This window comes from Blastococcus sp. TF02A-26 (assembly GCF_003319125.1).
Lineage (GTDB): Bacteria > Actinomycetota > Actinomycetes > Mycobacteriales > Geodermatophilaceae > Trujillonella.
Map to the genome: position 1 here is coordinate 1 of NZ_QOHG01000011.1, position 11,335 is coordinate 11,335.

At 76.7% G+C, this 11,335-nt stretch carries 12 protein-coding genes and 1 rRNA gene; 10 read left to right on the forward strand and 3 right to left on the reverse strand.

Annotation, left to right across the window (positions count from 1 at the left end; genetic code table 11):
• Positions 1-3: 3 nt before the first annotated feature.
• From rrf to DQ240_RS13455, 3 genes are all read left to right on the forward strand, one after another.
• A 5S ribosomal RNA gene (gene rrf / locus DQ240_RS13445) occupies positions 4-120 on the forward strand.
• Positions 121-1,172: 1,052 nt separating this feature from the next.
• Positions 1,173-2,063: a tetratricopeptide repeat protein gene (locus tag DQ240_RS13450; protein WP_113840135.1), complete on the forward strand. Its 891-nt coding sequence runs from the start codon at positions 1,173-1,175 to the stop codon at positions 2,061-2,063.
• Between the two features lie 106 nt (positions 2,064-2,169).
• Positions 2,170-2,529, forward strand: a complete 360-nt coding sequence (locus DQ240_RS13455) for a single-stranded DNA-binding protein (protein ID WP_113840136.1) — start codon at positions 2,170-2,172, stop codon at positions 2,527-2,529.
• Positions 2,530-2,534: 5 nt separating this feature from the next.
• On the opposite strand, the gene DQ240_RS13460 is transcribed toward DQ240_RS13455, so the two are convergent.
• Positions 2,535-3,857 (reverse strand): DUF1015 family protein, encoded by a 1,323-nt coding sequence (locus DQ240_RS13460; RefSeq protein WP_113840137.1) that lies wholly within the window; start codon positions 3,855-3,857, stop codon positions 2,535-2,537.
• Positions 3,858-3,965: 108 nt separating this feature from the next.
• Between DQ240_RS13460 and DQ240_RS13465 the strand changes: the two genes are divergently transcribed.
• Together DQ240_RS13465 and DQ240_RS13470 are read left to right on the forward strand one after the other, a co-directional pair.
• A complete protein-coding gene (locus tag DQ240_RS13465; protein ID WP_113840138.1) occupies positions 3,966-4,361 on the forward strand; it encodes a tetratricopeptide repeat protein in 396 nt (131 codons plus the stop codon).
• Positions 4,358-5,446, forward strand: a complete 1,089-nt coding sequence (locus DQ240_RS13470; RefSeq protein ID WP_113840139.1) for an HAD-IIA family hydrolase — start codon at positions 4,358-4,360, stop codon at positions 5,444-5,446. Before DQ240_RS13465 ends, DQ240_RS13470 begins: the two co-directional genes overlap by 4 nt.
• 31 nt (positions 5,447-5,477) lie before the next feature.
• On the opposite strand, the gene DQ240_RS13475 is transcribed toward DQ240_RS13470, so the two are convergent.
• Positions 5,478-5,816, reverse strand: coding sequence for an alkyl sulfatase C-terminal domain-containing protein (locus DQ240_RS13475; protein ID WP_113840140.1), 339 nt, complete (start codon positions 5,814-5,816; stop codon positions 5,478-5,480).
• Between the two features lie 186 nt (positions 5,817-6,002).
• Here DQ240_RS13475 and DQ240_RS13480 point away from each other — a divergent pair, with 186 nt between their 5' ends.
• The 5 genes from DQ240_RS13480 (at position 6,003) to DQ240_RS13500 (ending at position 10,691) form a co-directional block, all read left to right on the forward strand.
• Positions 6,003-6,182, forward strand: coding sequence for a hypothetical protein (locus DQ240_RS13480; RefSeq protein ID WP_113840141.1), 180 nt, complete (start codon positions 6,003-6,005; stop codon positions 6,180-6,182).
• Positions 6,182-6,979 carry a TlyA family RNA methyltransferase gene (locus DQ240_RS13485; RefSeq protein ID WP_113840142.1) on the forward strand — a complete coding sequence of 266 codons (798 nt, stop codon included), beginning with the start codon at positions 6,182-6,184 and terminating at the stop codon, positions 6,977-6,979. The genes DQ240_RS13480 and DQ240_RS13485 overlap by 1 nt, the downstream gene beginning before the upstream one ends.
• Before the next feature lie 57 nt (positions 6,980-7,036).
• The gene (locus tag DQ240_RS13490; protein WP_113840143.1) at positions 7,037-8,071 is read left to right on the forward strand and encodes an NAD kinase; all 1,035 of its coding nucleotides are present in this window, start codon (positions 7,037-7,039) and stop codon (positions 8,069-8,071) included.
• On the forward strand, positions 8,049-9,848 hold the full coding sequence (gene recN / locus DQ240_RS13495) for a DNA repair protein RecN (RefSeq protein ID WP_233498703.1): 1,800 nt from the start codon (positions 8,049-8,051) through the stop codon (positions 9,846-9,848). Before DQ240_RS13490 ends, recN begins: the two co-directional genes overlap by 23 nt.
• A gap of 132 nt (positions 9,849-9,980) precedes the next feature.
• Positions 9,981-10,691, forward strand: a complete 711-nt coding sequence (locus DQ240_RS13500) for a methyltransferase (RefSeq protein WP_113840144.1) — start codon at positions 9,981-9,983, stop codon at positions 10,689-10,691.
• A gap of 8 nt (positions 10,692-10,699) precedes the next feature.
• On the opposite strand, the gene DQ240_RS24030 is transcribed toward DQ240_RS13500, so the two are convergent.
• Entirely contained in the window at positions 10,700-11,281 is a 582-nt protein-coding gene (locus tag DQ240_RS24030; protein ID WP_233498704.1) for a TetR/AcrR family transcriptional regulator, read from the reverse strand.
• Positions 11,282-11,335: the final 54 nt, after the last annotated feature.

Sequence of the window (11,335 nt, forward strand, 5' to 3'; positions counted from 1 at the left end):
AGTTACGGCGGTCATGGCGAGAGGGAAACGCCCGGTCCCTTTCCGAACCCGGAAGCTAAGCCTCTCAGCGCCGATGGTACTGCCCTGGAGACGGGGTGGGAGAGTAGGACACCGCCGGACAACCATTCCAGAACGGGGGTCGGAGCCAATGGCTCCGGCCCCCGTTTCTGCGTTGTCCGCACTCATCGGCACGATCCGCGTGCCCGGCACGCTCCTGAGCATCGAGGTAGAAGACGACCATGACTGGACCGCGACGAGACGGCGCCGGACGAGACGGCCGCAGCGGAGGTGCCGGGCGTCCCCGCAGGGACGGCGGCGGCGCCGGCGGTCAGCGGGGCCGCGGTGACGGACGTCCGTCGTCGCCGGATGGACGTGCGGGGGCTGGCGGCTCCGCCGGCGGTCATCGGGGGCAGCGTCCCGCCGGCGAGCGTCGCCAGTGGGAGGAGCGTCGCGCTCGGGAGGACCGTCCGCGGCGGAACGGCGAGTCCACCGGCGGCTCCGCGAGTGGTGACTGGCGTGACCGTCGCCCCTCTGGCGGTCGGCCGTCCGGAGCCGGTGCGGGTGGGCGCCCGGCAGCCGGTGATCGGGCTGGGCGATCGTCCTGGGGGGAGCGCTCGGACCAGAACAGCAGTGGCCGCGGTCGTCCCGCGGGGGATCGTCCCCAGTGGCGTCGCGATGCACCGGCCGGACAGGGCGACCGTCCCCGCGGCGCCGGATCCGGTGCGCCGGGTCGTGGCAGTGACCGCGGTGGCGCACGGTCCGCGGACCGCACCTCTGGCCCGCGCAGCGGCGGTCGTCCCACGGGGTCGTCGTGGCAGGACCGGCCGGCGCGGGACTCCGGCCCGGCGGGCGGAGGCTGGCGGGATCGCCGTCCCACTGGTGGGCCAGGTGACCGGTCGGATCGGCCGCAGCGCGGCGCCGGCGGAACCGGTGGCGACTGGCGGGATCGCCGTCCCTTCGGTGGTCCCGGCGACCGGTCGGATCGGCCGCAGCAGCGCGGTGGCGCGCCGGGTGGCAACTGGCGGGACCGCCGTCCGCCCGTCGACGGCGCCCGGCCGGGTGCCCCCTCGGGGAACTGGCGCGAGCGCCGGCCCGGTGGCGAGCGGACCACCCAGGGCGCGGAGCGCCGGGACCGGCGACCCGGTGCCGGTCGTGGCGCCGCTGACCGGCCGGTGCGGCCGCGGGACACCGAGCGCACGCCTCCGCTCTCCAGCGGTCCCGAGATCCCGGACTGGGTCGACCCCCGCGATCTCGACCCCGAGGTGCGCGGTGCTCTACGCAGCCTGGAGGCGCGCAACGCGCAGCGCGTCGCGGCGCACCTGGTCGCGGCGGGCACCCTGGTGGACGAGGACCCGGAACAGGCCCTCGCCCACGCCCGGGCCGCGCGTGACCGTGCGTCCCGCATCGCGGCGGTGCGCGAGGCCGTCGGGGTGGCCGCGTACCACGCGGGGGACTTCGCCGAAGCCGCCCGGGAGCTGCGCGCGTACCGCCGGATGAGCGGCGACGAGGGGTACCGCGCCGTCCTGGCCGACTGCGAACGTGCCCTCGGCCGGCCCGAGGTCGCCCTGCGCCTGGTCCGCGAGGCGCTGGACTCCGGCACCGCGGCTGACGAGGCTACGGAGCTGCGGCTCGTCGAGGCCGGCGCCCGGGCCGAGCTGGGCGAGCTGCCGGCCGCGCTGCTCGTTCTCGAGGGTGCGCTGGGTGGACGCCCGCGGCTCGAGGCGCTGGACCTCACCGACGAGGCGGTCCTCCGGCTGGCCACCGCGTACGCGGACCTGCTGACCGAGGCCGGACGTCCCGAGGCCGAGCCGTGGCAGGACGCCGTCACCGCCGCCCAGCCCGAGGAGGAGGACGTGGTCTTCGGCGAGGCGGACCTCCCGGCCGACCTCGTCCTCGCCGGCGGCGACAGCGCCGACGACGAGGGTCCCGTCGCCACCGACGACGACTCGGACGACGACCTGCTGGACCTGCCCGGTGTCTCCGACGCCGACATCGAGGCCGAGGTGGCCGAGCTGCTCGGTGAGACCGGCGACGACGCGGAGGCGGAGACGCCGGCCGACTGAGCACGGGGCGCCGACACTCCGGCGCGGGTCGTCCACACCCTCGGGGCGCGTCCACAGACCGCTCCGGCCGGACCCGACGGCCCGGTCCCGCCGGGAGGCTCCCTCCATGAGCGTCGCAGTGATCGACCGGAACGACGTGGTGCTGCGGGGGCGGATGGCCGCCCCCGCAGAGCACCGTGAGCTGCCCAGCGGGGACACGGTGGTGTCCTTCCGGCTCAAGGTGCGCCGGCCCGAGCCGCAGGTGCGCGGTCAGACGGTCGACGTGCTCCAGTGCGTCACCTACGACCGAGCGCTGCAGCGTCGGGTGGCCGCCTGGGAGCCCGGGGACGTGGTGGAGGTGGAGGGCGCCCTGCAGCGCCGCTTCTGGCGCACCCCCACGGGGACGGCCTCGATGGTCGAGGTCAACTGCCGGCGGGGCCGCAAGGTGACCCGGCCCTCCGCCGGTGCGGCCAGCGCGTCGGCGTGAGCTGCTCAGTCCTCGTGCGGGCGGAACACCAGTCCGGTGCGCGGCTTCGGCACGAACAGTGTCGACTTCCGGGGCATGCGCGCCCCCTCGCGGGCGACAGCGGCGACGGCCGCCGGGGAGGGGGCCCGCAGGAGCAGGGCCACACCGGTCCGCTCGTCCGCCAGGTCCAGGGCCTGGTCGAGGTCGTGGGCGATGAGGACGTCGTCCGGCCCGTCCGATCGGCCCCACAGCTGCTCGGCCAGCCCGTGGTGGGCCAGCACGACGTCCAGTCGCCGCCAGGCGTCAGGAGCCTCGGCCGGCACCGCAGCACGCACGACGTCGGCGGGCCGGTCGAGGTGCTGCAGCCCGCGGCCGTCGGTCACGAGGAACCCCGACTGCCTCGGGTCGCGCTGCCAGCGGCGCACGTGCTCGACCAGGTCCGAGCGGCTCCCGACCGGCAGCGGCGTGACCCGGAACCCCCGCGCCGCCGCGGCGGCCGCCGCGTCGAGGGAGAGCCCGGGGAGGACCCGGTGGATCGGCTCCACGCGGAGCCCGCCGGCACCCATGGGCGTCACGAGCGCCAGCACCGCCGACCGCCCGGGAGCCCCCTCCCGCCGTGCATGCGCCAGGGCGGCGGCGAAGCGGTGGTGGCCGTCGGCGATGACCGCGCTGGTGCGGCGCCACCCCGCCCCGAGCTCTGCCAGGACCGCGGGGTCGGTCACCCGCCAGAGGCTGTGGGCGACACCGTCGGAGTCCACGAGCCGCAGGTCGGGCTCACCGGCCCGTGCGGCCGCGGTCAGCTCCGCCACGGCCGGCTCCGCGTCGTGCGCCAGCACGATGGGCTCCAGATCGGTGCGGGTCGCGGCCAGCAGCGCCCGGCGGCCCTCGACCGCCACCGGGAAGGTGTCCTCGTGGGGCAGGACGGCCCGGGAGCCGGGCTCCGGCAGCGTGACGGCGCCCAGCCAGCCGACGGTGGCCGGCGTGCCGTCGGACGGCCGCAGCTCGTACACCCACAGTGCGGGCTCGGCGTCACGGACCAGGACGCCCTGGTCCTCCCACTCCCGCAGCGTCCGGGCGGCGTGGTCGACGATCCGCTCCGTCCCGGCCGGGGTGCGCGCGTCCGCGCCGGGAGCAGTACCACCCAGCTCCGGGAGGATGAGCCGGACGACGTTGTGCGGATCGGCCTGGGCCAGCTGGTGGCGGGCCGCGACGGTCACCAGGTCGTAGGCTGGCGAGCTGACCCGGGCCAACTGTCCGGGGTCGTGCCGCCGGTAGGTCAGGGCCCGGAAGGGCCGCACCTCCAGCCCTCCCGCCGCGGCGGGTGGGACCTCGGTCGGCGGGGACGGCACAACGGCGATGGTAGGAGCGGCCTCCCACGGCCCCGAGGGCGCTTGCCGGTGGGCGCACCACGGGGGACCGGTCGAGGACGGCGGACGCACGGACGGGAGGCCTCGGCGGTGACCGAGACGGGAACGCCCGAGGGCGGCGTCTACGAGTGGTACCAGCGCGGCCTGCAGCTGCTCGCCAGCGGCGATCCCGCGGCGGCGGCGACGCTGCTGTCGCGGGCGTCGGAGGTCGAACCGGACTCCCGGAGCCTGCGCGAGGCCCTGGCCCGGGCGCAGTTCGACGCCGGCCGGCACCGGGAGGCGATCGACAGCTTCACCCGGCTCATCGCGGTCAACCCCGCCGACGACTACGCGCACTTCGGCCTGGGCCTGGCGGCGAGCCGTGCGGGCGAGCTGGAGCTGGCCGCCGAGCACCTGGCACTGGCCGTGGCGCTGCGCCCGGACCTCGACCACTACGCCCGGGAACTGCGCGGGGTCCGCGCGCGGCGGGCGAGGGGAGCCCGGTGACCCGGCCGGAGGACGTGCCGCTGTCCGGCGGCAGCGCCCCGCCGACCTCGGTGCACGACGTGGCCCTGCTGGACCTGGACGGCGTCGTCTACGTCGGCCCGGACGCCGTGCCGGGAGTCCCCGGGGCGCTCGCCGCCGCCCGGGACGAGGGGATGCGCCTGGGGTTCGTGACCAACAACGCCGCTCGCCCTCCGCAGGAGGTCGCCACCCATCTCACCGAGCTCGGGGTCCCCGCCTCCGCCGCCGACGTCATCACCAGCTCCCAGGCCGCGGCCACGGTCGTCGCGCAGCGGTGGGGGAGCGGGGCCCGCGTCCTGCCCGTCGGCGGGCCCGGGGTCGCCACGGCGCTGCGGGAGGCGGGCCTGACGGTCGTCGAGCGCGCCGAGGACGGCCCCGTGGCGGTGGTGCAGGGGTACGGACGGGACGTCGGCTGGGCGCAGCTCGCCGAGGCGGTCGTCGCCGTGCGGTCCGGTGCCCGGCACGTCGCCACCAACACCGACGCCACCATCCCGTCGCCGCGCGGGCCGCTGCCGGGCAACGGGGCGATGGTGGGCGTCGTCGCCGGCGTGACCGGGTGTCCGCCTCTGGTCACCGGGAAGCCCGATCCCGCCATGCACGCCGAGTGCGTGCGGCGGACCGGCGCCCGCACGCCCCTGGTCGTCGGCGACCGCCTGGACACCGACATCGAGGGCGCCCGCCGCGCCGGCGCGGCCAGCCTTCTGGTCCTCACCGGCGTCACCGATCCCGCCACCCTGCTGGCAGCCCGGCCCGACCGGCGCCCCGACCTGCTGGCGCCGGACTGCGCCGGCCTGCTGGTGGCCCATCCCGCCGTGGTCGCGGACGGGGAGCGCCGGCGCTGCGGGACCTGGTGGGCCCGGTCGGGGCCGGCCGGGCTCGAGCTGGGTACGGACACCGGGACGAACCCGGCGGGAGGCACGGCGGCCGGAGACGGCCTGGACGGCCTTCGTGCGCTGTGCGTCACCCACTGGGCGACCCATCCCGGGCAGGGGGCCGAGGCCGTGGTGACCGCGGCCGACGAGGCGGCACGCGACGCCTTGCGGCGGTGGGGCCTGGCCGGGAGCTGACGCGGTGGGTCCGGTGGTCAGGCGCGACGGCTCAGAGCAGCGCCCGCAGGCGCAGCATGTCCCGCAGCCCGGCCTCGAGCTTGACCCGTCCCGACGCCCAGGCAGGGGCGAACGACAGCTGTCCGCTGGTCAGCGCCACGAGGTCGTCGCTGCTCATCGTCAGCCGGATGTCGGCTTTCGGCGCACCGGGGACGTCGTCCTCCGCGTGCAGGTCGCGCACCGCCCCGCTGGCCAGCCGGCCGCGCAGGACCTGCCCGTGATCGGTCAGCCGGCACGACAGCGACCGGTCCAGCCCCTGGGCCGCCGGCGCGGTGGCGAGCCCACCGAGGACCCCCTGGAGGGCGGTGATGCACTGCTCGATGGTCGCCACGCGGGCGGACCTCCTCGTTCTCTCGTTCCCTGCAGCGTTCCCCCACCGCTCCCGGCCACCGCGGGTGGCCGACGCGGCCGTGCCCGTCGTCCCCGGCCGGTAACCTCGCCGGCGGGACACGAGCCCACCACACGTACCGGGCGGCCGCGCGCCGCCTCCCCCCGACGACCTGGAGAGGCGGCCGCCATGACCGAGCCGAGCCGCCCCCGTCCCGTCCCCGGCCCCCCGCCGGGCGCGGCGTCCGAGGCGAGCACCCCGGCCCCCTTCGCCGACCTCGACCAGCGCCCCGTCGCCGAGCACGTGGACGTCTTCGAGGCCGAGCACGCCCGACTCGAGCGCGAACTGCGCACGATCGACCAGCTCTGATGGCACGCCGCAGCCGGCTCGACAGCGAGCTCGTGCGGCGGGGCCTGGCCCGCTCCCGCGAGCACGCCGTCGAACTGATCACCGAGGGCCGCGTCGCCGTCGGCGGGCAGGCGGCCACCAAGCCCGCCACCGGGGTGGAGGCCGGCACCCCCGTCGTCGTCCGCACCGATCCCGACGAGCCGCGCTGGGTCTCCCGCGGCGCGCACAAGCTCCTCGGCGCCCTGGACGCCTTCGACGTCGACGTGACCGGACGCCGCACCCTGGACGCCGGCGCCTCCACCGGCGGCTTCACCGAGGTGCTCCTCAGCCGCGGCGCGGCCGAGGTCGTCGCCGTGGACGTCGGCTACGGGGAGCTGGCCTGGTCGCTGCGCACCGACGAGCGGGTGCACGTCCACGAGCGCACCAACGTGCGCACGCTGACCCCGGAACAGATCGGCGGTGCGGCCGAGGTCGTCGTCGCCGACCTGTCGTTCATCTCGCTGCGCCTGGTGCTGCCCGCCCTCACCGCCTGCGCCACCCCCGGTGCCGACCTGCTCCCCATGGTGAAGCCGCAGTTCGAGGTCGGCCGCGAGCGGCTGGGCTCCGGCGGGGTCGTCCGCGACCCGGCGCACCGCCAGGACGCCGTCCTCCAGGTCGCCCGAGCGGCGGCCGAGCTGGGCTGGGGCACCGCCGGGGTGGTGGCCAGCCCGCTGCCCGGCCCGGCAGGCAACGTGGAGTTCTTCCTGCACCTGCGCCGCGACGCCGGCCCTCCTGAGGAGGACGACGTCCGCCGCGCGGTCGAGGAGGGGCCCCGGTGAGGGCAGGGTGAGACTGGCACCAGCAGCCCAGGACCCACAGCAGGAGAGGCAGGGCACGTGACAGACGGCAACGCAGCCGGACAGGCCACCGACCAGCCCCGGCACGTGCTCCTCGCGGTGCACACCGGCCGGCGCGACATCGTCGATCTGGCCCGCAGCTCCGCCGACCGGCTCACCCGGGCCGGCATCGTCGTCCGCGTGCTCGCCGACGAGGCACCCGACCTGGCCATCGAGGGCGCCGAGGTGGTGCCCGCCGACGCCGAGGCCGCCCGGCACGCCGAGATCGTCATGGTCTTCGGCGGGGACGGCACCTTCCTCCGCGCCGCCGAGCTCGCCCGCTACAGCAACGCCGCGCTCATGGGCGTGAACCTGGGCCGGGTCGGCTTCCTCGCCGAGACCGAGCCCGAGGCCGTCGAGGAGACCCTCGCCGCGATCGAGCGCTGCGAGTACTCGGTGGAGAAGCGGCTGGCCATCGAGGTCGACGTCCTCGACGCCTCCGGCTCGGTCGTGGGCGGCACCTGGGCGCTCAACGAGATCTCGGTGGAGAAGGCGGAGCGGTCCCGGGTGCTCGACGTCGTCATCGGGATCGACGGCCGGCCGCTGACCAGCTTCGGCTGCGACGGCGTCCTGTTCGCCACCCCCACCGGCTCCACCGCCTACGCCTTCTCCGCCGGTGGCCCGGTCGTGTGGCCCGACGTCGAGGCGCTGCTGCTGGTGCCGACCAACGCCCACGCGCTCTTCGCCCGGCCGCTGGTCACCAGCCCCGACTCCGTGCTCACCGTGGCGATCCCGCCCGACGGCAACCGCGCGCGGGTCTCCGCCGACGGCCGGCGCACGCTCGAGGTGCCCGACGGCGGCCGGGTGCAGGTCCGCCGCGCCGCCCGCCCGGTACGGATCGCCCGGGTGCACACCACCAGCTTCGGCGACCGGCTCGTGGCCAAGTTCGGTCTGCCGGTCCGCGGCTTCCGCGACGCCCGGGCGCACGGCCCCGGGCACGAGGCGCCCACGTCGGGCCACAACGTGCTCGCCCGCGACGTCCAGGACGCCGACGGCCGGGAGGAGGTGGCCGGTGCCGCGGACGACGACGCGTGAGCGCACGCCCGACCCGGCGCCGGCTCCGGCGGAGGAGGCCCCCCTGGGCCGGCTCACCGAGTTCCGGATCCGCGGTCTCGGCGCGATCGACGACGTCACCCTCGAACTCGGTCCCGGGCTGACCGTCGTCACCGGCGAGACCGGCGCCGGCAAGACGATGGTCGTCACCGGCCTGACCCTGCTGTTCGGCGGTCGCGCCGACCCCGGCCGGGTGCGCGCCAGCGGTCGCGCCGGCGTCGAGGGCCGGCTGGCACTGCCGGCGGACTCCCCGGTGTGGGAGCGCGCTGCCGAGGCCGGCGCCGAGCCCGACGACGACGGCAGCCTGATCCTCGCCCGGACCGTCAGCGCCGAGGGCCGTTCCCGCGCCCACCTGGGCGGGCGCAGCGTGCCGGTCGGGGTGGTGGCCGAGATCGCGGAGGGGCTCCTGGCCGTGCACGGGCAGAGCGACCAGTTGCGGCTGTCCCGCCCGGCCGAGCAGCGCCGGGCCCTGGACCGCTACGCCGGTGCCGAGCACCTCGCGCTGCTGGACCGCTACCGCGCCGCGTACGCCCGCTGGCGCGAGCTGGCCGCGGACCTCGAGCGCCGGCTGGGCCAGGCCCGCGAGCTGGCCCAGGCCGCCGACGTGCTCCGGCACGGTCTCGAGGAGATCGAGGCGCTGGCCCCGCAGCCGGGGGAGGACGACGAGCTCGACGCCCAGGCCCGCCGGCTCGGTGACGCCGACGCGTTGCGCGCCGCGGTCGAGGAGGCCCGGGTCGCGCTCGTCGGCGACGTCACCGGCGATCTCGGTGGGGGAGGGGAGCTGCCCCAGGACGCCACCGCCGCCCTCGCAATCGCCGAGCGCGCGCTGGCCGCCCCCGGCGACCCGGCGCTCGTCCTGCTCGCCCAGGACCTCGCCGACGCCGTCGCCGTGGTGTCCGACGTCGCCGGGCAGCTCGCCGGTTACGTCGCCGATCTGGACGCGGACCCGGCGCGGCTCGCCGAGGTGCTCGACCGCCGCGCCGCCCTCACCGCCCTGGTGCGCAAGTACGCCGACGCCGGGACGGGGGTGACCGGCGTCCTCGCCTGGGCCGACGACGCCCGCGACCGGCTGGAGCAGCTCGACGTCTCCGACGAGGCCCTCGAGGCGCTGACCGCCGAGCGGGACGCGGCCCGGGCCGAGGTCGACGAGCTCGGCCGGGCGGTCTCCGAGGGCCGGCACGCCGCCGCCGACGGGTTCGCCGCGGAGGTCGGCCGCGAGCTGGCGGGCCTGGCGATGAAGAGCGCCCGCGTGTCCTTCTCCGTCGACAGCCACCCCGACGAGCCCGGGCCGGAGGGCGTCGACGAGGTGGCGCTGCTGATGGCCGCCCACCCCGGTGCCCCGCCGCGGCCGGTGCACAGGGGCGCCTCGGGCGGCGAGCTGTCCCGGGTGATGCTGGCGATCGAGGTGGTCTTCGCCGGGGCCGACCCCGTGCCGGTCATGGTCTTCGACGAGGTGGACGCCGGCGTCGGCGGGCAGGCGGCCGGCGAGATCGGCCGCCGGCTGGCCCGGCTGGCGCGCGACCACCAGGTCGTCGTCGTCACCCACCTGGCCCAGGTCGCCGCGTTCGCCGACACCCACCTCGTCGTCGACAAGACGCCGGACACCGGCGCCGGGGTGACCGCCACCGACATCCGCGCGGTGGCCGACGAGGACCGGGTGCGGGAACTGGCGCGGATGCTCTCCGGGCTCGCCGACAGCGACACCGGACAGGCCCACGCCCGCGAGCTGCTGGCCGTCGCCGCCGACGCCCGCAACTGACACTCCCTGCCACCGATCGGGTGGTGGAGGAGTGATCGTCCCGGCAGCGGGGTAGCGGACGGTCGTGCGCAACCGACACGAGGTCGACGACGACCGCCGGGAACCGTCCGCCCTGCGTCCCGGGTCCGTGCAGTGAGCTGCTTCTCGTCCGCGGACGAGTCGGCGCACTACGGGTTCAGCGTCTGCATGCTGCTCCAGCACTACCGCGAGCAGCTCGGCTGGGAGCACGACGGCGTCGTCGAGCTCGGCACCGGTGACGCCACCGCCATCGCCGACGTCGTCGCCGGCCTGCCGGGGCTGCGGGTGCGCAGCTTCGACATCAGCGCCACGTCGGTCGAGCAGGCGCGGGCCAACATCGCCGAGCGCGGCGTCGCCGACCGCTACACCGTGGAGCTCGGCGACTTCTTCGACGGCGCCGACTCCTCCGGCGCCCCGGCGGCCCGCACCGTGATCTCCAACCCGCCCTACATCCCGGCGCCCGACCGCGACATCCTCATGCCCGAGCTGTGGGGCGGCATCTACGGCAACGACCTGTCGTTGGCGCTGCTCAAGGCCGGCTACGACAACGTCGTCGTCGCGGTGCCCAGCTACTCCGACCCGGTCACCACGCTCGGGACCGCCGCCGACCTCGGCTACCGGGTGGTCAACTTCCTCGCCATGGGCCTGGACTTCGGCCCGTACAGCGCCGAGCCGAAGGTCGCCCGGCACATCCGGCGGATCGTCGAGGAGGGCCGCGGCTGGGCAGGCGAGGCCGAGTACATGGTCGCCGTCGCGCTGTTCACCCGGGACGACGCGATCCCGGGCGACCGGTCCGACCAGCTGAAGAGGGCCCTCCAGCTCTGAGCCGTTCGTCAGCGGCGCTTGGCGTACCCCGCCAGGCCGAACTGCAGCAGGGCCAGTCCCCGCTCGCCGGCGGCGAGCAGCTCGGCGGTCAGCGCCGGGCCGGTGACGCCGGCCAGCACGCGGTCGCGGGCCAGCTCGAGCAGCCCGGCGTACAGCCCGAGGACGGCGTGCGCGGTCAGCCACGGCTCGAGGGCACCGGGGGCCGCGGAGGTCTCCTCGGCGATCAGCTCGGCCAGCGCCTGGGTCAGCTCGCCGAGGATCTCCCGCTCCCGGACCTGGAGGGTGCGGCTGCCCCGGATGACGGCGGCCATCTCCGCGACGCCGCTGGCCGCCTCCGCCGATCCCAGCCCGCTCATCGCGGCGACGACGAAGCTGCCCGCCGCCGCCGAGACCGATTCCCCGGCCGGCCGGCGGCGGACCGCGTCCAACAGGGCCGCGCGTACCGGCGGGTCGGCCTCGAAGACCAGGCCTTCCTTGACCGGGAAGTGGTTGAAGACCGTCTTCTCCACCACGCCGGCCCGCTGGGCGATCTCCACCACGCTGACCGCGTCGAAGCCCCGCTCGGCGAACAGTTCGGCCGCGGCGTCCACGATCCGGGCCCGGGTCGCCTGGCGGCGCCGCTCCCGCAGACCCGGTCCCCGCAG

What these genes read in the sequence shown, in the direction of transcription:
- DQ240_RS13480 (WP_113840141.1), top strand. Translation starts at nt 6,003, where the DNA reads ATGACCGAGCCGAGCCGCCCCCGTCCCGTCCCCGGCCCCCCGCCGGGC.
- DQ240_RS13485 (WP_113840142.1), top strand. Translation starts at nt 6,182, where the DNA reads ATGGCACGCCGCAGCCGGCTCGACAGCGAGCTCGTGCGGCGGGGCCTG.
- DQ240_RS13455 (WP_113840136.1), top strand. Translation starts at nt 2,170, where the DNA reads ATGAGCGTCGCAGTGATCGACCGGAACGACGTGGTGCTGCGGGGGCGG.